At 38.8% G+C, this 21,303-nt stretch carries 20 protein-coding genes, 1 pseudogene and 1 riboswitch; of the genes and pseudogenes, 15 read left to right on the top strand and 6 right to left on the bottom strand.

Annotation, left to right across the window (positions count from 1 at the left end; genetic code table 11):
* The first annotated feature begins 304 nt into the window (after positions 1-304).
* Both AZE41_RS09620 and AZE41_RS09615 read left to right on the top strand, forming a co-directional pair.
* Positions 305-1,132: a C40 family peptidase gene (locus tag AZE41_RS09620; protein WP_067208562.1), complete on the top strand. Its 828-nt coding sequence runs from the start codon at positions 305-307 to the stop codon at positions 1,130-1,132.
* 31 nt (positions 1,133-1,163) lie between these two features.
* Positions 1,164-1,508: pseudogene (locus AZE41_RS09615) on the top strand (hypothetical protein); the annotation flags it as partial.
* 113 nt (positions 1,509-1,621) lie between these two features.
* Here AZE41_RS09615 and AZE41_RS09610 read toward each other — a convergent pair.
* On the bottom strand, positions 1,622-2,710 hold the full coding sequence (locus AZE41_RS09610) for a metallophosphoesterase (RefSeq protein ID WP_067208554.1): 1,089 nt from the start codon (positions 2,708-2,710) through the stop codon (positions 1,622-1,624).
* Between the two features lie 234 nt (positions 2,711-2,944).
* Positions 2,945-3,994: a 2,3-butanediol dehydrogenase gene (locus tag AZE41_RS09605; protein WP_067208552.1), complete on the bottom strand. Its 1,050-nt coding sequence runs from the start codon at positions 3,992-3,994 to the stop codon at positions 2,945-2,947.
* Positions 3,995-4,170: 176 nt separating this feature from the next.
* A riboswitch (PreQ1 riboswitch) is annotated at positions 4,171-4,214 on the top strand.
* Between the two features lie 5 nt (positions 4,215-4,219).
* On the opposite strand from AZE41_RS09605, the gene queC reads away from it, so the two are divergent.
* Genes queC through queE form a run of 3 tightly spaced genes read left to right on the top strand, consistent with a single transcriptional unit; the run spans position 4,220 to position 6,014 of the window.
* Positions 4,220-4,888 (top strand): 7-cyano-7-deazaguanine synthase QueC, encoded by a 669-nt coding sequence (queC, locus tag AZE41_RS09600; RefSeq protein WP_156476003.1) that lies wholly within the window; start codon positions 4,220-4,222, stop codon positions 4,886-4,888.
* A complete protein-coding gene (gene queD, locus AZE41_RS09595) occupies positions 4,885-5,310 on the top strand; it encodes a 6-carboxytetrahydropterin synthase QueD (protein WP_067208550.1) in 426 nt (141 codons plus the stop codon). Before queC ends, queD begins: the two co-directional genes overlap by 4 nt.
* Positions 5,307-6,014, top strand: coding sequence for a 7-carboxy-7-deazaguanine synthase QueE (queE, locus tag AZE41_RS09590; RefSeq protein WP_067208547.1), 708 nt, complete (start codon positions 5,307-5,309; stop codon positions 6,012-6,014). Before queD ends, queE begins: the two co-directional genes overlap by 4 nt.
* A 112-nt stretch (positions 6,015-6,126) precedes the next feature.
* On the opposite strand, the gene AZE41_RS09585 is transcribed toward queE, so the two are convergent.
* On the bottom strand, positions 6,127-6,306 hold the full coding sequence (locus AZE41_RS09585; protein WP_067208544.1) for a hypothetical protein: 180 nt from the start codon (positions 6,304-6,306) through the stop codon (positions 6,127-6,129).
* A gap of 471 nt (positions 6,307-6,777) precedes the next feature.
* Here AZE41_RS09585 and AZE41_RS09580 point away from each other — a divergent pair, with 471 nt between their 5' ends.
* The 5 genes from AZE41_RS09580 to AZE41_RS22130 all read left to right on the top strand — a co-directional run bounded on the left by AZE41_RS09580 (position 6,778) and on the right by AZE41_RS22130 (position 12,187).
* Positions 6,778-7,422: a 2OG-Fe(II) oxygenase gene (locus AZE41_RS09580; protein ID WP_067208541.1), complete on the top strand. Its 645-nt coding sequence runs from the start codon at positions 6,778-6,780 to the stop codon at positions 7,420-7,422.
* A gap of 196 nt (positions 7,423-7,618) precedes the next feature.
* Positions 7,619-8,710, top strand: a complete 1,092-nt coding sequence (locus tag AZE41_RS09575; protein ID WP_067208540.1) for a DUF2157 domain-containing protein — start codon at positions 7,619-7,621, stop codon at positions 8,708-8,710.
* Positions 8,691-9,242: a GDYXXLXY domain-containing protein gene (locus AZE41_RS09570; protein ID WP_231885829.1), complete on the top strand. Its 552-nt coding sequence runs from the start codon at positions 8,691-8,693 to the stop codon at positions 9,240-9,242. Before AZE41_RS09575 ends, AZE41_RS09570 begins: the two co-directional genes overlap by 20 nt.
* A gap of 959 nt (positions 9,243-10,201) precedes the next feature.
* Positions 10,202-11,461, top strand: a complete 1,260-nt coding sequence (locus AZE41_RS09565; protein WP_067208532.1) for an MFS transporter — start codon at positions 10,202-10,204, stop codon at positions 11,459-11,461.
* A 354-nt stretch (positions 11,462-11,815) separates the two neighbouring features.
* A complete protein-coding gene (locus AZE41_RS22130; RefSeq protein ID WP_082786547.1) occupies positions 11,816-12,187 on the top strand; it encodes an SRPBCC family protein in 372 nt (123 codons plus the stop codon).
* 127 nt (positions 12,188-12,314) lie between these two features.
* On the opposite strand, the gene AZE41_RS09555 is transcribed toward AZE41_RS22130, so the two are convergent.
* Entirely contained in the window at positions 12,315-13,025 is a 711-nt protein-coding gene (locus AZE41_RS09555) for a VOC family protein (protein WP_067208529.1), read from the bottom strand.
* 130 nt (positions 13,026-13,155) lie between these two features.
* Complete coding sequence (locus AZE41_RS09550; RefSeq protein ID WP_067208526.1) at positions 13,156-14,331, bottom strand: M20 metallopeptidase family protein; 1,176 nt, start codon at positions 14,329-14,331, stop codon at positions 13,156-13,158.
* A 300-nt stretch (positions 14,332-14,631) separates the two neighbouring features.
* On the opposite strand from AZE41_RS09550, the gene AZE41_RS09545 reads away from it, so the two are divergent.
* From AZE41_RS09545 to AZE41_RS09525, 5 genes are read left to right on the top strand one after another with little or no spacing between them, the layout of a single operon-like run.
* Positions 14,632-15,996, top strand: a complete 1,365-nt coding sequence (locus AZE41_RS09545; protein WP_067208524.1) for a sigma 54-interacting transcriptional regulator — start codon at positions 14,632-14,634, stop codon at positions 15,994-15,996.
* 11 nt (positions 15,997-16,007) lie between these two features.
* A complete protein-coding gene (locus AZE41_RS09540) occupies positions 16,008-17,336 on the top strand; it encodes an aspartate aminotransferase family protein (protein ID WP_257722512.1) in 1,329 nt (442 codons plus the stop codon).
* Positions 17,337-17,353: 17 nt separating this feature from the next.
* On the top strand, positions 17,354-18,139 hold the full coding sequence (locus AZE41_RS09535; protein ID WP_067208521.1) for a transporter substrate-binding domain-containing protein: 786 nt from the start codon (positions 17,354-17,356) through the stop codon (positions 18,137-18,139).
* A 30-nt stretch (positions 18,140-18,169) separates the two neighbouring features.
* The gene (locus AZE41_RS09530) at positions 18,170-18,829 is read left to right on the top strand and encodes an amino acid ABC transporter permease (protein WP_067208518.1); all 660 of its coding nucleotides are present in this window, start codon (positions 18,170-18,172) and stop codon (positions 18,827-18,829) included.
* Positions 18,822-19,544 (top strand): amino acid ABC transporter ATP-binding protein, encoded by a 723-nt coding sequence (locus AZE41_RS09525; protein WP_067208515.1) that lies wholly within the window; start codon positions 18,822-18,824, stop codon positions 19,542-19,544. The genes AZE41_RS09530 and AZE41_RS09525 overlap by 8 nt, the downstream gene beginning before the upstream one ends.
* Positions 19,545-19,741: 197 nt before the next feature.
* Here AZE41_RS09525 and AZE41_RS09520 read toward each other — a convergent pair whose 3' ends face one another.
* Positions 19,742-21,115: an MATE family efflux transporter gene (locus AZE41_RS09520; RefSeq protein ID WP_067208512.1), complete on the bottom strand. Its 1,374-nt coding sequence runs from the start codon at positions 21,113-21,115 to the stop codon at positions 19,742-19,744.
* Between the last annotated feature and the right edge of the window lie 188 nt (positions 21,116-21,303).

The following is a 21,303-nucleotide window of genomic DNA, read 5'->3' as shown; positions in this document are numbered from 1 at the left end:
GGAATTTAGTTCCAGTTAAGCACAATAATGAGAAATCCACAAAAGAATGTTTGTTTTGTGCCATATTCAATAAAAAAACCTCTCCCCAGTTCAACCAGTGAACCGAGAGAAGTCTATGATTTAAGCTGCCTACGGCAAATGTTAACTAAAGTTGGATGCAAGTCCAAGATATCCCGTTATTTTTACGGACGCGTAATGAATCTGTAATCAAATTGCTGTTGTACTTGCATATTCAGTTCTCTACTATTAAACGTATAGGCATTGACCAGTCAATGATTAATAGAAAAGGTGGCTGAAATACATAATGAGAAAAATTGCATGTTCACTACTTTTAGCAGGCACTTTAGTATTCGGAATGGCAAATAGCGATGTAGAAGCGAGCACGCATACAGTTAAAAATGGGGAGTCACTATGGAACATTTCAAAATCAAGCAAGGTATCCATAACCAATCTAAAAAAATGGAATAACTTAACGTCAGATTCACTCTATCCAAATCAAATCTTACAAACATCAGCTAAGAAAACCAATTCAGCGTCTAACGGCATTTCAGCAAAAAAGGGAACCTTTAAGACAAAATCCAATGTCAATGTGCGTTCCGCTGCTGGTACAACAAATAAGGTTGTTACTAATGTAAAAAAAGGGACGACGTTAACTGTTTCACAGCAAAAAAAGTTGGGGAACGATGTTTGGTTTCACGTAAAAGTCAACAAAACATCCGGATGGATACTTAGTTCTCTTTTAACAAGTGCAAACAAATCAACTTCCAAATCATCCACCGCTTCTCAAAACGTTGTTGATCAGGCAATGAAGCTAAGGTTTATACCCTACCTATTTGGCGGGACGACAAAAAACGGCTTTGACTGTAGTGGTTTCGTACAATATGCTTTCAAACAATCAGGGAAAAAAATCTCACGCACCACGCTTAGCCAATTTGCGCAATCGAAGAAAGTAACCTCGCCCAAACCAGGTGATTTGGTCTTTTTCAAAAATACATATCGCAAAGGCATTTCACACGTCGGCATTTACATTGGCAATAATAAGTTCGTGCATGCTGGGGGCAAGCAGTCGCAAGTAACAAGCTTAAGTAACAGCTACTGGAAATCAAAATTTGATAGTTTTAAACGGCTGTAAAAAGAAACCCTGACTCGTAAAACCAATGGAATCCGTTATGAATGCGATTATTCTAACAGCCGTATTATCTGCAGGTAACTCTGGCATGTATACGTCCACTCGCGTTCTTTGGGACTTGGCGCACGACATAAAAGAGCTTCCAAATCGTGCAAAATGGTTCCTGCTTGGTCCATTATTGGTGCTATTTCTATGTATTTTCATTATTTTAGATCAAAACTTTCAAGCTTTCATGGGTAGCGGAATTGATTGGAATAGCGTAGTCATTCCCTACGTCGGTTTACTACTGTTCTTAATCGTTTGGCTAGTCTATAAAGTAGAACACAAATCAAAATTGATTCCATTGAAAGACTGTGATTTTGAAAACAAATACCCATAAGTAAAACAGCTGAAAGAAAAGGAAATCCTTTTCTTTCAGCTGTTTTTTCCTTTTTGTAAAGAACCCCAACTTTCAGCTTGCCATTGTCTCAATGTCTCCTGTTATTTTGCGTTTCATTTCTGGAATTTGAGATTGATTTCTACGATTTCAGCACGGCTACCGATTCTAAGAGGGGGGCCCCATGTACCAAAACCAGAAGTTACGATTGAGTGAAGCTGACCTTTCATTATGTGGCCATAATGATTTTCAAAAATCCATCGAGTAATTAGATTAGCTGGAAATAGTTGACCTCTATGCGTATGTCCCGATAACAGTAAATCGATGCCACTGTCACTTGCCTCGTCAAATTCAACGGGCTGATGGTCCATCATAATCATTGGTTTGTTTTGGTCTAAGTCGGCAACTAATGCAGTTGTTGTAATCCTACTCTTTGCCGCCAGATCTTTTCGACCAATGATGTAAAAGTCATCGGAAACGAGTGCTGTTTCGTCTGCTAGTACATGGATGCCGATTTTATCCATTTCGATAACTAATTGATCAACATCATTGCCATAATAATCATGATTCCCAGGTACTGCGTAAACGCCAAGTGGTGCATGAAGTTTTCCTAATATTTTCCCCATCTCTTTATCCAGGTATGGAGCAATGTAGTCATCGATAATATCACCAGGAATTAAGATTAGATCGGGGCGTAATACCTCAATTTCGGCAACTAAACGTTCCAAATGCTTTTCACCGACAATGCTTCCGAGATGAAGATCGGATACAACGACAAGTTTTAACTCTTTTTCTGTAGCTGGTTTATCGATAGCTACCTCATACGTTGTGACAACGGGACTCCAAGCATTGTACGAACCGTAGATAAGCACAACAACAAAGAATAATATCGTCCCTAATCCGATTTGAAAAATCCATTTCTTTTTCAATAAGTAGACCGCGAGATTGATCAAAGGTAATAATAGTAAACTATAGCCAAAAATCACGAGCCAAAATCCGCCGATGAATTGGATAGGTACCCATGACCAAAACCGTCCGATGAAAAAGGACAAACTAAGTAAGATCATGAGCATTATATAGGTTTTCTTGAAGGCAGCAAATTGCGTTGTTTTCAGCCATACCCAGCCATTGTATCCGATATAAAAACATAACAGTAAATAGATCACTAAGACGAGCAAAATTAATAAAATAGTTGTAAATGACATCTGTTGTTTCCCTCACTTTATCACATCAATTACCGAACAAAGTTAGAGAGTAATGGTAACCGTAAAAATTGTTCCCTTCCCCTTCTCGCTTTGTATAGTTTTTTTAGCCATGAAGATCAATGATTATTTTTGCGATAGATAAACCTAGTCCGCCACGGTATTCACCTAAAAAAAGTACCTAAGTAACATCCAAAGATGCAACCAGGGTACTTTACTTTTAACTATTCTATCGTATTATTGTTCGCCGCTCAATTTAACAAGAATCTTCGCTTGCGTTTTGTCATTCGTTAACGCATCAAAACCTTTTTCAACAAGCTCTTCAAGCTCAATACGGCTCGTAATAATTTCTTTAGGGTTAATTTCGCCAGAATCCATCATATCAATTGTTTTCTGGAATACTGCAGGCTCATAAGCTAGTGTTGATGTAATTTTAATACCGGAAGCCGTTAAATCCATTGGTGAGAAGGAAACTGGTTTCGGGAATATAGATACAATAACAACCGTCCCCCTCGTTTTTGTGATTTTAATTGCCTGGTTCAACGTAATTTCTACGCCAGCTACCTCGAACGAGACATCAAAGCCTTCAGGTTCAATCTCTTTTCCAACTTCCAAAGGATTCACTTTACCTGAGTTGAACACATGTGTAGCTCCTACTGCCAACGCCTTTTCCAAGCGCTCTTCAGACAAGTCAAATACAACAATTTTGTTTGCACCCTGTGCTTTTGCAGCAATGATTGTCAATAATCCAATCGGGCCAGCACCAAATACAGCAACCGTTTGACCAGCTTGCAATCCGCCTTCTTTCACGGCCTGTACAGTAACTGCCATCGGTTCTACAAGTGCGCCTTCTTCAAGAGATAAACCTTTCGGAAGTGCATAAACGTTTTTCTCAGATACGACTGCAAAGTCTGCAAATCCACCGTCAGAACCTAGTCCAACAAACGTGAAGCCATCATATATATCATACTCAGACGATTTATTGCCATATGTAATCAACGGATTGATAACGACACGATCTCCTGCTTTAAAGCGTGTCACATCAGAACCAACTTCCTCAACAATACCTGAAAACTCATGCCCTAACGTTAGTGGCGCTTCCTGGTTTGTCAATGGATCCGGACCATTTCCTGGAATTAATACTGGGCCTTCATGGTATTCATGCAAGTCACTGCCGCAAATACCAGTCCATGCCACTCGTACTTTTACATCATTTGCAAGAACTTCTTTCACTTCACGCTCTTCAACACGAATATCATTGGCTTTATACCATACTGCTGCTCTCATTGATAATTCATCTCCTTAAGTTGTTTGCATAGTTATCATACACCTAATTAAACAATTCATTAAACGATAGACTTATAATACGCGGATTGTATTATAAGAATTGTGTGCGCAACTGTTTCCAAACCCCTCTTCTAATCCCTTCCATCACCTATTTATGTTATCATTAACGTTGTTCAAAAAAAGAGGTTCGAAAACTCCCTCTCTAAAAAACTAAGGAGATGTTTTATAGTGAAAAATGAAAAAGCGGTTGTCGTCTTTAGCGGCGGCCAAGATAGTACGACATGCCTGTTTTGGGCATTGAAAAATTTCCGTGAAGTTGCTACGGTGACGTTTGACTATGGTCAGCGCCATTCGGAGGAAATCGAGTGTGCTAGAAAAATTGCAGATGAGCTTGGAGTATCGTTTAAAGTACTGGATATGAATTTGATCAACCAACTGTCAGCAAATGCCTTGACGCGAGATGATATCGAAGTGAATGAAGTAGTAGGTGAATTGCCGTCGACTTTCGTTCCAGGCAGGAATCATTTATTCCTGTCATTTGCCGCGGTCTATGCAGATGCGATTGGTGCTCGGCACTTAATTACGGGTGTCAGTGAAACGGATTTTAGCGGTTATCCTGATTGCCGTGACAATTTTATAAAATCGTTGAATGTGACACTGAATTTAGCTATGGACGGGCGGTTTGTCATCCATACGCCTTTGATGTGGCTCGATAAGTCCGAAGTTTGGGCTTTGTCTGACGAACTTGGTGCGTTCGACTTTGTGCAGAACAAGACACTTACTTGCTACAACGGAGTTCCGAGTACAGGCTGCGGGAAATGTCCTGCCTGTGTGTTACGGAATGACGGTCTCGCTACCTATTTATCTAAAAAGTCTGTAGGTGTCTCTGAATGATGCAGCAATTTTATCCGCAAGTTCAGCATTCATATCGTTTTGAATTAAACAAAGACATGCATTTTTCTGCGGCACATTTCATTCCAAGCGAAGATGCTGGAAAATGCCAAGTAATGCACGGTCATACGTATTACTTAAACATAACAATTGGAGGAAATGAACTGGATTCAATCGGTTTCCTGATTGATTTCAAGGAACTCAAAAACCTCATTCATGATAAATACGATCATTCTGTGTTGAATGATCATCCTGAATTTAAGAACAATTTCCCGACGACCGAGAAATTGGCAGAACAGGTTTGCAAATCAATCCAGGAAGTTCTTCTAACTAGAAACAACAAGCCTGTCTGCCTTCAAGTCATAGTCCGAGAAACGCCGACTAGCTATGTCATCTATCGTCCTGAACAGGAGGTAGTCCTATGAAGATTCCTGTTATGGAAGTATTCGGTCCGACTATTCAAGGCGAAGGAATGGTCATGGGGTTAAAGACGATGTTTGTTCGAACAGCTGGATGTGATTATTCTTGTTCTTGGTGCGATTCCAGTTTTACTTGGGACGGTTCGGGAAAAAGCACTTCGAAACAGCCGGCAGAAATCATAGATGAACTTAAAGCAATAGGCGGACAGTCATTTTCACATGTCACAATTTCAGGTGGGAACCCTGCCCTTCATAAAGGAATTGGGGAACTTGTCGATTTGTGCCACGAACAAGGTTGGAAGGTCGCAGTTGAAACGCAAGCTTCTTTTTGGCAGGATTGGTTATTGAAAATTGATGACATCACGCTTTCCCCAAAACCACCAAGTTCAGGGATGGTGACGGATTTCAGTAAACTGGATACGTTCATGGAGAAACTGATTGAAACGACTGCTACTTTGAAAGTCGTCATTTTCGATGAAAAGGATTTCAAGTTTGCGGAAGAGGTCCATCTGCGATATCCGGCGTTTCCTTTCTTTCTACAGACAGGAAATGACGATACGACGACAACTGACGATGCACTTCTCGTTTCGACATTGTTACAACGATATGAGTGGTTAATTGATTTAACAGTCCACTCCCCTATAATGAATGATGCCAAAGTGTTGCCACAATTGCATACTCTGCTATGGGGGAATAAACGCGGCGTCTGATAAGACTTATTCATTTCTCTGTGATCAGTATTGCATCTCTATTTTTGACATATAAAGATGATTTAATAAAGAACCAAGCGTCGGAATTGTTCTAATCCGACACTTGGTTCTTTTACTTGTGAAATTCACTATAAATCGATGAAGGCAGTTTTCTAAATTGATCGGTTTGTAAAGGCAATAAACCTAATAAAAGGTCCTCTTTTGTTCCCTTCCAATCTTCCATTCTCCCCATTGAAATCACTTCAACTATTACTTTTACAACAGATTGAGCCGACACGGTGTCATTTTCCACATCTAAATTTCCTCACTATTAGCCACAATATTAACGAAAAGATCCCAACATTAAAATGGTTACCAAATTTGCGATATGTTAAAATTCTATGATAAAATAAAATCATTCAAAGAAGAAACTATAAGAGCATGCTCTTATAATCAAATATTTGAAGTGAAAGTAGACCGTTAACACGTATAATCATTACCAATAAAGTTAATCTTCAATCAGAGGGGGGTTCTTCATCCCCCACTGATTGTTTAAAGAACTTAGGCTTTGCCACGTCCTGTGGCAAAGCCTAAGTAACCAACAGGGAGGAATGAACTGCAATTCCTCCTCGTTGGCCCTAACCATTCGGGCTTTTACGGGCATTTGATCCCCCACTTATTCTTCTTGTGTCCTTGAAGACTTGAAGTGGAAGTCTTACTGCCCGTTAATGCGGGATAAACGTACTCGTTCTGAAAATTAGATAGTTTAAGGGGTCGTTTGAAGATGATAACGGAGAATAAAGAACAAACTATATTTGATCACGCTGGAAATAAAATAAAAACAGACAGAGAAATTGATATAATCACTAGATTCGAAGAGCCATTGATAGTAATTTTAGGTAATGTTTTAAGTAACGAAGAATGTGATGAACTAATCAAATTGTCAAAGGACAAAATGCAACGTTCAAAAATTGGGAAGACTCGTGAAATAGATGAACTGAGAACAAGTAGTAGTATGTTTTTTCAAGAAAGTGAAAGTGAAAACGAAACTGTTGCTAGAGTCGAAAAGAGAATTGCGACTATCATGAATATTCCTATTGAACACGGAGAGGGAATTCAAATCCTTAAGTATACTCCTGGTCAAGAGTATAAAGCTCATTATGATTTTTTTTCATCAACAAGTAAAGTAGCAAACAATAATAGAATTAGTACGCTCATTATGTACTTAAATGATGTAGAACAAGGCGGAGAAACTTTTTTCCCTAAACTGAATCTCTCAGTAACCCCACACAAGGGTATGGCAGTTTATTTCGAGTATTTCTATAGTGATGATGATTTAAACAAGTTAACTTTACATGGTGGAGCACCAGTTATAGCCGGAGAAAAGTGGGTCGCAACGCAATGGATGAGAAAACAAAAATTAAGATAAAAAGCGCTCAATATGAGTGCTTTTTTATTTTGTTAAATTCCATCAAAATTGTAAAAAAGCAGGAATGATAATAGAAAAAAGAAAGGAGTAGATAAGTGACATTGTACTTAATTTACGAAAAACGGAAACTGTTGCATCTCAATAATTGCGGGTATACTTAGCATAAGGGAGTCTAAAAGAAACGGAGGTCAATGAGATGAAGAGGAAAATTAGTAAATTAGAGTACCGTATCCTTGAGAAGGAATTCCTCTTTTTGGAACAAACAGGAAAATTGGAAACGAATCAGGCACGCAAACTTCTAGCAGAATATATGCCTACTGAGCGACTAAGTTTTGTACGGGTATTGCTAGTCATCGGAGCGATTTTAATCGGCGTTGGCATTCTTAGCTTCATCGCAGGTAATTGGCAAGAAATACCGAAACTTGCGAAGTTCTTACTATTATTCCTTGGGACAGCCGGCTTTTATGCAGGTGGTCATAAGATGGAAGATATTTACCCGAAAACTTCGCGAAGTCTCTATTATATTGGTGTATTTGTGTTTGGCGCCGGGATTTTTCTAATTGGTCAAATGTTTAATCTGGGTGAAGGTGTTTATACAGATTTCTTCATGTGGGGCCTCGGTATTTTACCACTCGCCTATCACTTGAAAGACAAACTCATTTTTGCGTCTGCTAGCTTATTCTTCATCATTTACGGTTTCAAAGTGTTGAATGGAACGGTTGAATTTCCTTATCTACTTCTACTAATTATTCCGCTACTGTTTTGGATGAATGAAAGACGGATGGGTCATTCCAAAGTTTTATTTATTTCCAATGTCATTTTGACTATACTATTTTCATTCAATTTATTCATTTATTTCGATCTACATGAAGTACTAATTTTATGTACATTCTTTGCACTTGGGTTGTTTCTTGCCTTCTATCCATTTGGCCGATACCAGTTGCCATCCGAATGGCTTGGTTCAGTAGTCTATGGAATGGCGGGGCTGTATCTGACTTTCCCAAGTACATGGGGGGATTTTATACCGTCAAACAATACAGGAATAGCAGCGATTATTTTCACAATCATTTTTTCAATAATACTGTTGTACTTCTTGAAGATTGGTAGTTTGCCAGCGGTTCTTATTGTGTGCACATTGATCTTCCGCTTCTACGCTGATTTGTCATATAATTTTATGCCAAAATCGTTATTCTTTATCGTTGGAGGCTTGATTTTAGTCGGTTTTGGTTTTTGGTTCGAGAAAACTCGGAGAGGAACGGTGATTGCACATGAACATGATGAAAAATAAGCGTATTGGTTTCATTGTTGCACTAACTGTCCCCCTTCTCCTATTAATCGGCCTGACAGTCAAACCATTATGGACATTGACATACGGAGATGATATAGCATTGCTGACAGTGCCAGTAGATCCAAGAGATTTACTGTACGGTGATTATGTCACACTCCGTTATGAAATTGAGGAAGTACCGAAAAATGAAATTTCGACTGTGATTTTGGACAAACTCAACAAGTCGGTGAATTCCAATGGGTTAACTGTTTACGGAAAACTTGTTAAGCAAGGCGATATCTATGTGTTGGATAGTTTATCTGATAAAAAGCCAAGAGGTAGCGTCTATTTAACTGGGAAACTGAGCAGTTATGATTACCAGAATGTTGATGGTGTTAACGTCCATTCCATCGATTTTGGCTTGGAACGCTACTTCGTACCGGAAAACACCGGCAAAGAACTTGAAGATTTATCAGCGAAAGGCCGATTGATGGCGCACTTGAAAGTGAAAAATGGCTATGGAATTTTGCAGGATATTTCTGCGGTTAAATAATGCATACGCGCCTTCTTTAAATTCACAATAAAAGCACTAAGCACGGAATCAATTCAGATTCCGTGCTTAGTGCTTTTTAGCTATTCATTCAAAACCATGTCCTCTTTACCCAATGCATCACTGTGTCTACACCGCTTGTTCGGTTAGCCCACAACGTAAATCGGTATTCCACTATATGTTACAAGTACTAGTGTCTCCATTTTCATTGATAATAGCAAATTCATGTTTTAGGTTTATGTACAAATGTTATTCAGTGAAAGGATGCTACTCATAAATGGAAAAGGATTCATCTGTTACCCAAGTTCGGATATTCCCCAAATTTAATACAGATCTACTTGGTAAATGCACAAGGTGAAAGTAGACGCGGAATGATCGCGTTACGAATGTACATACAGATTGAACCACATCTGTTGATTAACTACATTCTTACATAAAGCACTTGTAAGAAATGCATAAAAGTCTACATTTTCACTTGAACATTTCTTGCTCGCTTTGGACGAAACGATCACAACACCTTTACCGCGTGTCTATATTGTTCAAGTAAAAAATGCAACTATTTTTCAAGAAAGGTTGCAAGTGTAACTGCCTTACATTCGAAAAAGTAATGCTATAAAGAAGGAGTAAGCAGTCATTTACTGGTTAACTTTGGCCAATCTACACATGTAATATTGAACTGAGGGATTGCAATATTTACTGAGTGATGACGCCGCAGAAGCTGATCTAATTAGGCATAATGCATCCCCTAGTGCCATATCAATCCAATGGATTTCTTTATTTCAACATTACTATTTAGAATTTTTTGCGTTCAAATCTAACCAACTAAAAAAATTCACCTTATTGACACATAAGATAGTTTAATGTTAAATTAATATGGCTGTAAGTATTATCGTGGAAAAAGGTAATGAACATTTCGATATACGGAACGATCAAAGTACAAGAAAAAAGGATGGTTTAACTTAATGAATAACAAGAAAAAAATTCACTTTGGCTGGTGGTTACTCATCGGTGTGTCACTTATGGCGGCATTTACACGAGGTGGAATTAATAGCTCAGGTGCATTATTTTTAACACCCGTTTCTCAGGACTTAGGAATTGGTATGGGTAGTTTGACATTATACTTTAGTGTTTCTTCAATTGCTACAATGCTATTTTTACCGATTGCCGGTAAGATGATGGCGAAATATGACATCAGATTACTACTTATTGTCGGTGTAATTTTACAAGCTGGTTCTTTTGCTATGTTTGGCTTAATGGATTCAGTGTGGGGATGGTATTTATTCGCTATTCCAATGGCAATTGGTTCGGTTTTCGTTGCAACAATGGCTGGGCCAGTATTGATAAATAACTGGTTTAAAAAACATAATGGATTAGCAATGGGGGCCATGATGGCATTTGTTGGAATAGGTGGCGCTATCATCTCACCTATCGTTGGAAACCTTATTGCTAACAACGGTTGGAGATCCGCTTACATTACATTAGGACTTGTCGTAATGGCAATCGTTATTCCCATTATTATTTTAACAATCAGAATGGCACCTCAACAAAAAGGTCTGCTACCAATTGGCATGGACGAAATTAAAAAAGGTGCAAGTGAAACTATAGTTGAGCCTAATAAAGGTGTAATTGCTGCTGTAGCAAGAAAATCTACTGCATTTTATGCATTATTTATCTTTTTCTTCTTCATAACAGCAATTGCTAGCTTTGGTCAACATATTCCCACATTCGCAATGGGTCTTGGTTACTCCGTTCAATTCGCCGGTAATGCATTAGGTATTTGGATGATTGGTATGCTAGTTGGATCTATCGTTTTTGGTTTCTTAAGCGACAAGATTGGCGCACGAAATACAGCCATCTTCTCAATGATTACGGGATTGGTTTCAATCGGAATGTTGCTTACGATTGCAGATAACTCAACAATTTTTATGATTGCAATCGGGATTTTCGGTGTTGTATCTGCATCGGTTGGAACACTCGGACCTATTCTTACAACTTCCCTTTTCGGCAATAAAGAATTCAGTCAAATTTATTCTACTGCTGCATTAGGACTAGCTGTTGCGGGTATCGTAGCTTTACCTGGATATGGGTTTGTATTTGAATTAACTGGTACTTACACATTAGTACTTTATACAATCGTTGCAATGCTTGTTTTCAATATAGTCTTTATCATCTTAGCGTTTAGAGGTAAAAAGAAACTTGAAAAAGCAGGGTTATGGAATTAATCTCATCTTACCTACTTGAATGAAAAATGCGTTAGAGCCTTCCGGGATACTTTCCAGAAGGCTCTTGTTTTTATTCAAAATTAAAAGTATTTACCGTCACCAAGGGCGATACTACAGCTCGGCTTAGTAACTATTTCTTCGGATTACAAGCGAATGCCACCTGTAACGTTTGATTATCATAGACTGCAAGCGACTCTTCATTATCCATTACTGTCCAATTACTTTCATGAGTCATCATATCTTTTGTTAGATCATCTGACCATCGACATATGTTTGTGTTTCCATCATTCCTTTTTTATACTTGAGAGACTATGTATCGGAGGTTGTTATATTGAAGACTAACAGTAAGTCCATATTAATCAAAAAGATTTAGAAACAGTTTGGAATGCCATTGCCAATGATGAAGTTTTTTCAATTTGGTATGCTCCAGGTTCCAAGTGGAACATACCCATTTTTAAGGCTGGAGAGCAAGCCACTTTCACATTGATGCCAAGTTCATACAATGATCTTAAAAAAGAAGAGAGCATGACAATGAAATTTACGATTAAAGAAGTCGTGCAAAATCAAAAATTTTCGTATTACTGGGATTCAAATCAAATACTTTTTTCGATTGAATTAAGCTCTGAACCTGACGGAACAAGAGTAGAATTTAACCAAGAAGGATTCGCCTATTCATTGGCAAATCTAAACGCATATTTGGAAAATCAAGAACTTCCCTATTCTTAATTTAAATCACACCTGTTGATTAACCAAAAGTAACCAGTTAATAACATGATTGGCAGCTTATTTAATTACGATGTGGGCGTAGACAGCTCCAAAGTTCCAAAACGTATATATGATTAAAAAGAATTCTTTATTTCAACTCTATTGACGATTTTTCATGCTTAATCGGAAATGTTTGTACTTCATTATCAGGCTTGATTACTATTTTATTATTATCCGTTAATGTTATCTCAAGAGGATAGATGGCAGCTTTTTTATCAGAAAATAACCACTTCCTTCCTGGTTGAGTTAATAAAATGAATACCCCATTCTTTCTTTCACCCAAAAAATTAAGCATGTTTGTACTTATTGCATTATTGTCACGTTCAGTCACACCAATAACGGAAAGTTTTTCGCCCACACTTATAGCATCATCTACAGTCATACTGATTTCACTAATATTTAAAATACTTTTAATCGAAAATGCTTCCTTACTATCTTTGGATACTGACTGTCTCGAAATAAACTCTACTATATTACCGGCTGGGTCATAGAAGTACAACGCATGAGCTGGTAAATGAACAAATTCAACTTCATCTTTCCCCTCTTCAACTAATAGACTCACTCTTTCTTTCGTCCATAATTTTGCTTCAAAAAATTTGTTAGCTGGTATGTTAAATGCAAAGTGGTAATAGGGATTGCCTTCTACTACTTTTGAGGAAAACTCTAATTCGCTTGTACCAATAGTGATTCGGAAGCTATTCTTATCTTCATTCAGTAAAGAAAAACCTAGTATATTAATATAGAAATTTTTCATTTGTACTAAATCTTTTGTAAACAAAACAACCGTTTTGATTTCCATTGCTATACAATCCCTTTTTTTAGTTTTTTGTGTTCTCTATTCCGCAACCAACTTGTTGAATGAACTGCATAACCAGCATGGAATTGCGGATTACCTCAAATGGGTCTTGCATCCAACTGATACGCCCTCACTATTTTTGATAATCAAGCAAAATCCCTGCAAATGTCTTAGTAATCATTTCCAATGCCGGCTCATGAAAATCAAATTTTTCATGGTGATGTGGGAACACCTTTTTAGTATCCTCCATTTTTGCACCGACAAAAAAATAGGCACCTGGAACTTGTTGCAGGTAATAGGAAAAGTCCTCGACTGGCATAATCGGTTGTGTTTCAATTACAGCATCACTACCAAATGTATCCGAAGCTGCTTTTCGAACGATGTCCACCTGCTCGGCATGATTCCAAAGTGCATCGTACCCTCTTTCAATTTGCACTTCCACCTCACAACCAAGTCCGCGACCCACAGAACGTGCAAGATCCGTCAGACGTTCGCCGGCCAACGTACGCAACTCTTCATCAAAAACACGAATCGTCCCTTCCATCACTGCTTTTTCTGGAATGACATTATCTGCATCCCCAGCATGAAACTTCCCAATTGAAATAACAAGCTCTTTCATTGGATCTGTATTCCGGCTCACAATGGATTGAAGTGCAACCATGATGTGACTGGCTGCTAAAATTGGATCTGCTCCTTTTTGTGGTTCTGCCCCATGTGCTCCAGAACCATTTACAATAATCTTGACGGTATCTTCACCAGCTTGTAAATAACCGTCACGTACATAAACATGACCTGAATCCATAGTAGACTGAAGATGGGCACCGTAAATCGCATCCACTCCATCTAAACAACCATCCGCAATCATGGCTCTCGCCCCACCTGGCGGCAATTCCTCCCCGAACTGGTGAATGAGGATAATGGTTCCTTGCAATTGATCTTTCACTGCATTTACCGCTTTTGCAAAGCCTAATAATGCTGCAGTATGACCATCGTGTCCACAGGCATGCATAACGCCCGGTACGGTTGACTGGTACGGGATATCCTTTGCATCCTGGATTGGCAATGCATCGAAATCAGCTCGGAAAGCAATCGTTTTCCCCGACTTTCCTCCGCGTATTATTCCTACCACACCTCTCCCCCCAACTCCCCGGCGCACTTCGATTCCTAAGTCATCCAAGTAGTTGGCGATGAAGGCTGGTGTTTCAATTTCCTGATGTGATAATTCTGGGTGCATATGTAAATGACGACGCACCTGAATCATTTCTTCAATAGATTCCTCTATACTATTGATTAGTATTTCTTTTAACATCATCTAATCCCCTTTCCTTCAATTCATTTCTGAATAATAAACGAGTCACTTGACCTGTATCTAATCATAGATAAGCGAAAAAAGGAACTTCTCAGTACTTATATCTCCTATTTGTATAATTATACTTGTAAATGCATTTGAATGCATGTTATAATTTTCGACATCGCCAATACAAGTATCTAGTACATTCACCAATGAGTTAAAAATATATTGCTAATCTTCCAATAATAACGTATATTTTATTTACAAACAAATAATTATTCATTATTGAATACTGTTACCTCTAGGAAAGGTGGTCGTATGACAGGATTTTTCTTACATCCAAATTCAAAAGAAGAAATTATTGATTCGTATGATGAAGATATCATTGTTACTAATCACGCAGGTATTATCGTAAAAGCTTCACAAATTAGTGGACGCTATTACGGGATACGTGCTGAGGATCTCCTCGGAAAATCCGTATATGATTTAGAAAAAAGGGGTATTTTCTCTCCAGCTATTACTCCACTCGTCCTTCTACAAAAAAAGAAGGTAGTTGTCATACAAGCTACCCCTTCTGGACGAAAAGCACTTATTACAGGCGTGCCATTCTTTAATGAGTCAGGCGAAGTTGAATTTGTCCTTAGTTATTCCTATGAAGTAGCCGAACTTCTCGTCATTCAGGAATATATGAAAGAACTTGAAAATGAAATGTCCCTGGCAAAAGAGGAACTCTCGCTACTCCGAAAAGAGAATCTTACAATCGATGGATTGACGATGGAAAACAGGACGACACGAATTGCTTATGAAACCGCTAGGAATGCGGCCGCACTCGATGTTTCTGTCATCTTTTATGGAGAACAAGGAACTGGGAAAACAACAATGGCAAAGTTCATTCATAACGAAAGTAAGCGAAAAAATGGACCTTTCATTGAAATTGACTGCGAAACAATGCCGGAAGCGATGTTTGAACGTGAACTGTTCGGTGGAGAGTTCGAGCAAAGGGTAACGGGTCTGTTGACGTTAGCCCATGAAGGAACCCTCTATTTAAAGGGAATCGATAAACTTTCGGTTCATCTTCAAGGAAAAGTTGCCAATGTACTGAAAGAACGTAGATTTACCCCTATAAATGCAACTACATTTTCTCCACTTGATGTGAGGCTAATTAGCTCAGCTGAAAATGCATTGACAGAATCAATTGCTGTTAAAAAGTTCCATCAAGATTTGTATTACATGCTCCATATTGTTCCAATTCATTTAAAACCGCTTCGTGAACGTAAAGAAGATTTGAGTGCTTTGATTTCCATCTATTTAAGTCAGTTTTCAATTGCACACACTACTACAAAGAAGCTCTCAGATGATGTCTTTAACCAGTTACTACTTCTTGATTGGCATGGAAACCATAGCGAACTCAAAAATGTTATCGAACGGTTGGTTGTCCAAAGTACTTCCCCTATTATCACGGCAAAAGACTTGCCTCCAGAATACCGTAAAAAAACAGACGATGACTTGTCTATTATTCATCTTGAAGGACGAACACTACCAAGTATTTTAGATGATGTTGAAATGAAAGTGTTAAGGGATGCGCAGGAGCGCTATCGTACAACGACTGAAATCGCTAAGTTCCTTGGAATAAGCCAACCTTCTGTCGTTCGCAAACTGAAAAAATATACCGATATTGAGTAGGAGGATTTACTGTGCAGCAAAAATTAGGAGAACAACAAGACTGGCTTCATATGGTCGACAACATTGGAAACTTTCTCGCACCAAGTATGGCAAAAGATCACCCGAACTTACCTGTTGTAAAAGCAGAAGGATGTTATTATTACGGCGCTGATGGTAAGAGGTACCTAGATTTCACTTCTGGCATTGCTGTCGAGAACGTAGGACATCGGCACCCTAAAGTCGTACAGGCGATCAAAGATAGTGCAGACCACCTTATTCATGGTCCATCAGGTGTTATCATCTACGAATCCATCTTAAAACTTGCAGCCGAACTGCAAACGATTTTACCACCAAAACTCGATAACTTCTTTTTCGCGAACAGTGGCACTGAAGCAATTGAAGGTGCGTTAAAACTTGCAAAATATACGTCAAGAAGACCTTATATCGTTTCTTTCACTGGCTGTTTCCATGGACGTTCAATGGGCGCATTAAGTGTGACAACATCGAAAAGTAAATACCGGAAACATTTGCAGCCCACATGGCTTTCCTATCAGTTGCCATATGCACTGCCTGAATACCTTCCTGAAGGAGCAGATCCTGACGTCTTCTTCCCTGAAAAACTTGAGCAAGATGCGAAAAAACTATTCAACCACCAAGTAGATCCGGAAGAAGTCGCTTGTATGATTATCGAACCGATTCTCGGCGAAGGTGGATACATCATTCCACCAAAAGCTTGGCTGAAAAAAGTTCGGGAAATTTGTGACCGCCATGGCATTCTACTTATTTTCGATGAAGTTCAAACTGGATTCGGCCGCACAGGCAATTGGTTCGCTGCACAGACATTCGATGTCAAACCGGATATCATGGCGATCGCTAAAGGGATTGCCGCAGGGCTTCCGCTTAGCGCTACTGTTGCCTCGAAAGAACTAATGGACCAATGGCCGCTCGGCACACATGGAACGACCTTTGGCGGCAATCCTATCGCTTGTTCCGCTGCTCTCGCATCTCTTGAAGTGTTGAAAGAAGAAAAGCTATTGGAAAACGCAACAGCAATGGGCGCCTATGCAGTGGAACGCTTACTTGAAATGAAACTACAACATCCAACCATAAATGACGTTAGAGGTGTTGGTTTGATGATTGGTATCGAGCTTGGCAATCCAGAAACGGGTGAACCTGACGGCGAAGCAGTAATGGCTGTCCTGGATGGTTGTCTCCACAAAGGTGTACTGTTCTACTTGTGCGGCAACTCTGGTGAAGTTATTCGAATGATTCCCCCGCTTACAATAACAAAAGAGCAGATCGATGACGGATTGACTGTATTGGATGAAGCTTTAACGGAATTTGAAAATAAAACAAATTAGAAATGGAGTGATTTATTATGAAAAAGTGGTCAGGGATTGCACTTCTACTCGTTCTAATGATGAGCGTACTTGTGGCATGTGGAACCAAAGATGAAGCAGATGGTGAGAAAACAGGTGCATCAGATACGAAGATACTTAAAATGGGAACTTCAGCAGATTATCCCCCATTCGAATATGTCGACACAGCAGTAAGTGATGAAATCATCGGTTTTGATATTGATTTGGCAAAAATGGTTGCCAAAGAACTAGGTTATGAATTAGAAATTGAAGACATGGATTTCAATGGTTTAATTCCCGCGCTCCAAGCAAAAAGCATTGATATGGTCGTTGCAGGTATGGATGGCAACAATGAAGAACGTAAAAAAGTAATTGATTTCTCAACTGCTTATTTTACAGCTACAAATCTAGTTATTACGATGAAGGACAGCAACATCAATAGCGCGGAAGATCTAAAAGGCAAAAAAATTGGTGCTCAAACGGCATCTGTTCAAGAAAAAGGTGCGAAATCACTTGAAGAACAATATGGTTACTCTGTTGAAAGCCGTGACCGCGTTCCGGATCTTTTCCAAGAAATCAAATCTGGTCATCTTGATGCAATCGTCATTGCAGATGTAGTGGCAAATGGCTATATCGAGTCAAATAAGGAACTGTCTAGCTTTGAACTTCCAGAGGAGCACAAATTAGGTTTATCAATGGCTTTCCAAAAAGACAGCGATTTAACTGCTGAATTTGACCGTGTCCTCAAGGAATTACAGGATAAAGGTGATGTAGAGAAATTAGTTTTGAAATGGTTCAGTAACTAATTCATTCGGGAAAGAAAGGGATGTTAGCCCATGAATTTAGACTTTTCCCAAATTGCCCCCTCAATTCCTTATATTCTACAAGGAATTGGGGTCACTCTGAAAATTGTCGGCGTTGCAGCAATTATAGGTTTTATAATCGGAATTCTTTTAGCGTTATGTAAAATTGGGAGATTTAAAGGACTAAAATGGTTTGCGGACATCTATACGTCCATTTTCCGTGGAACCCCATTGATTCTCCAACTTCTTTTAATCTATTATGGTACCCCACAGTTATTCGATATTAAAGTCACTGCATATACTGCAGCTGTCTTGGCATTCGGTTTTAATTCGGGCGCATACATTTCTGAAATTATTAGAGCCGGTATTTTAGCTGTAGATAAAGGGCAACTGGAAGCTTCAATGGCCCTCGGCATCCCTTATAAGAAAATGATGATGGATATTGTTTTACCGCAAGCTTTGAAAAACATCTTACCTGCTTTGATGAATGAATTTATTACCTTAACGAAGGAATCTGCGATTGTCACCGTCATTGGTGTAACAGATATTATGAGAAGATCGTATATCGTAGGCGGCAATACTTATCGTTATTTTGAATCGCTAATCTTCGCGGGTGTTATCTATTATCTGATGGTAATTGTTTTAACACTGATTGGTAAAGCGGTTGAAAGGAGGATGAGACGAAGTGATTAAAATTCAGGATCTTCGTAAAAACTTCGGAAAAGTTGAAGTGTTAAAAGGGATTTCAACCACCATTCAAAAAGGGGAAATCATTGCAATTATTGGTCCTTCAGGTTCTGGAAAATCGACATTTCTTCGTTGCATTAATTTACTTGAAACACCTACAAGCGGACATATATGGGTGAATGAAGCTGAAGTAACAAATCCCAAGGTCAATATTATGAAGGTGAGAGAGCAAGTTGGAATGGTATTTCAACAATTTAACCTCTTCCCCCATAAGACTGTTCTTGAAAACATTATCTATGCACCGATGATGGTCAAAGGAACTTCTAAGGATGTAGCAGAAGAACAGGGGCGAGAATTATTAAAAAAGGTAGGACTCGCTGAAAAAGAGAACGAACATCCAGTTCGATTATCGGGCGGACAAAAACAACGTGTAGCCATTGCAAGAGCTTTGGCAATGTCACCCGAAATGATGTTGTTCGATGAGCCAACTTCTGCCCTTGACCCTGAAATGGTGAAGGAAGTACTGGAAGTTATTAAATCGTTAGCACTTACCGGTATGACGATGGCAATTGTAACCCATGAAATGGGATTTGCGCGAGAAGTCGCAGATCGCGTGTTATTTTTGGACGATGGGCAATTAGTTGAAGACGCCCCCCCTGCCGCATTCTTTTCTGCACCAAAAAGTCAACGTGCACAAGACTTTTTAGAGAAGATATTATGATTGTATTAAACTAAAAAACCCAGTAACTCTGTCGATTAATTTCGCCTGAGTTGCTGGGGCTTTAGTTATTTACCTCGTTAAAATTGCATATCCACTTTACACCGAGTCAAATAAATGCCACTTAGATAGTAAAACTCTAAGTGACACGCTTTATATATTATTCAACTGTTCCAAGTTCTATGTTTGACTATCTGTATTCACTGACGACTCTTTTTCGGCGATACAAGAGCGTATCTTTCCCATTTCCTACTCTTCCATCGGTAATACATAATAATAGCACGCGTCCATTCATCTACAGTAATCGCTAGCCATACTCCAACGAGTCCAAGGTTTAATTCGAACACTAGAAAATAGCCTAATGGCAAACTCATCGCTACCATTGAAAAAGAACCAATGATAACCGGATATTTTGCATCTCCAGCTGCACGCAATGAGGAGATAATAACAATGTTCAACGTACGCCCGGTTTCTAGTAAAATACTAAGAAGTAAAACGGATGCCCCTATTTCAATGATTTCAGTGTTATCAGTAAACAACCTCATCAATGGATAGCGGAATATGATAACGAGTGTCACCATACATAACGTAAACAGAAATGCCCATTTGACACTTGTCCAAACACTCGTATATGCCTCGTCTTGCTCGTTTCCGCCAACAAACCTTCCAACAATAATCGCAGTTCCCATACCAATCGCAATCGCGAATAAATACGTAAACATTGATATGTTCACAGCATATTGTCTTGCTGCTAATGATTCCGCTCCTAAGTAAGTTACATAGTATAAGAAGACAATTTGACACCCTTGATACATCACCTGTTCGAATGCGGATGGAATGCCTATCTGTAATATTTTACGAATATATTCTTTTGACAATGTAATATAATAGCGGAACTCTACACGGTATTCCATTACTCGATAAAGTATCCAAAAGAAAACAATCAATGCAAGCAAGCGACTGACAACAGAAGAAATTGCTGCACCCTGTACCCCTAACTCTGGAAAACCAAAATTCCCGAAAATTAGTGCATAGTTGCCGACTACGTGAACAATGTTCATACCTAATGAAACAAACATCGTTTGTTTTGTAAAGCCATGTACACGAATAATCGCTGATAACGAATTAATAATAGCTTGTAAGAAAATCGCTCCGCCCACAATGATTAAATATTTTGAAGCATGCTCCAGTACATCGCCTTGTAAATTCATAGCAATCATCATGTTTTTTGAAAATATAACGAAAATAACACTCATAAGAAGACCGACAATTAAATTTAATGTAACCGCTAATGCTGAAATTTTGGATGCTTCAAGATACCTTTTCGAGCCGAGATGTTGTGATACAACAATTGCCGCCCCGTTCCCAACAACTTCTAGGATGAGAATGGCAATATGAACATACTGATTTGCCGCCCCTACACCTGACACAGCATCATCTGACAATGCACTCAACATGAATGTATCCGCGATACCCATCAACATAAAAAGAAAGACTTCTAAAAAAATTGGCCATGTTAAATGAAATAAATTCAGTTTTTTGTCTGGTTTTTTTGCAGTTTCGGCTGATGCCATTACTACACTTCCCTTCTTTATCCAATTACATTCAAAGTATCTTACCATAAACCTTGAATGTAAACTATAAAGAATGTATGTTAATCGCTTTCATTTTTTTCTGCAACAAAGCTATGTATAAACTGCGGAAATTACACCGCAATTAAAAAAGTCTTCAATCAGTGGGGATTCTTCATCCTCCACTGATT

The sequence above is a fragment of the Sporosarcina psychrophila genome (assembly GCF_001590685.1).
GTDB lineage: Bacteria > Bacillota > Bacilli > Bacillales_A > Planococcaceae > Sporosarcina > Sporosarcina psychrophila.
This window is presented reverse-complemented; position numbering and strand designations above follow the sequence as displayed.

Bases quoted from the DNA above. Each gene is read 5' to 3' on its own strand.
- AZE41_RS09580 (WP_067208541.1), top strand. From the start codon at position 6,778: ATGATAACGGAGAATAAAGAACAAACTATATTTGATCACGCTGGAAAT.
- AZE41_RS09550 (WP_067208526.1), bottom strand. From the start codon at position 14,331: ATGTTAAAAGAAATACTAATCAATAGTATAGAGGAATCTATTGAAGAA.
- AZE41_RS09620 (WP_067208562.1), top strand. From the start codon at position 305: ATGAGAAAAATTGCATGTTCACTACTTTTAGCAGGCACTTTAGTATTC.
- AZE41_RS09570 (WP_231885829.1), top strand. From the start codon at position 8,691: ATGAACATGATGAAAAATAAGCGTATTGGTTTCATTGTTGCACTAACT.
- AZE41_RS09605 (WP_067208552.1), bottom strand. From the start codon at position 3,994: ATGAGAGCAGCAGTATGGTATAAAGCCAATGATATTCGTGTTGAAGAG.
- AZE41_RS09610 (WP_067208554.1), bottom strand. From the start codon at position 2,710: ATGTCATTTACAACTATTTTATTAATTTTGCTCGTCTTAGTGATCTAT.
- AZE41_RS09530 (WP_067208518.1), top strand. From the start codon at position 18,170: ATGAATTTAGACTTTTCCCAAATTGCCCCCTCAATTCCTTATATTCTA.
- AZE41_RS09535 (WP_067208521.1), top strand. From the start codon at position 17,354: ATGAAAAAGTGGTCAGGGATTGCACTTCTACTCGTTCTAATGATGAGC.
- AZE41_RS09555 (WP_067208529.1), bottom strand. From the start codon at position 13,025: ATGGAAATCAAAACGGTTGTTTTGTTTACAAAAGATTTAGTACAAATG.
- AZE41_RS09520 (WP_067208512.1), bottom strand. From the start codon at position 21,115: ATGGCATCAGCCGAAACTGCAAAAAAACCAGACAAAAAACTGAATTTA.
- AZE41_RS09565 (WP_067208532.1), top strand. From the start codon at position 10,202: ATGAATAACAAGAAAAAAATTCACTTTGGCTGGTGGTTACTCATCGGT.
- queE (WP_067208547.1), top strand. From the start codon at position 5,307: ATGAAGATTCCTGTTATGGAAGTATTCGGTCCGACTATTCAAGGCGAA.
- queD (WP_067208550.1), top strand. From the start codon at position 4,885: ATGATGCAGCAATTTTATCCGCAAGTTCAGCATTCATATCGTTTTGAA.
- AZE41_RS09545 (WP_067208524.1), top strand. From the start codon at position 14,632: ATGACAGGATTTTTCTTACATCCAAATTCAAAAGAAGAAATTATTGAT.
- AZE41_RS09575 (WP_067208540.1), top strand. From the start codon at position 7,619: ATGAAGAGGAAAATTAGTAAATTAGAGTACCGTATCCTTGAGAAGGAA.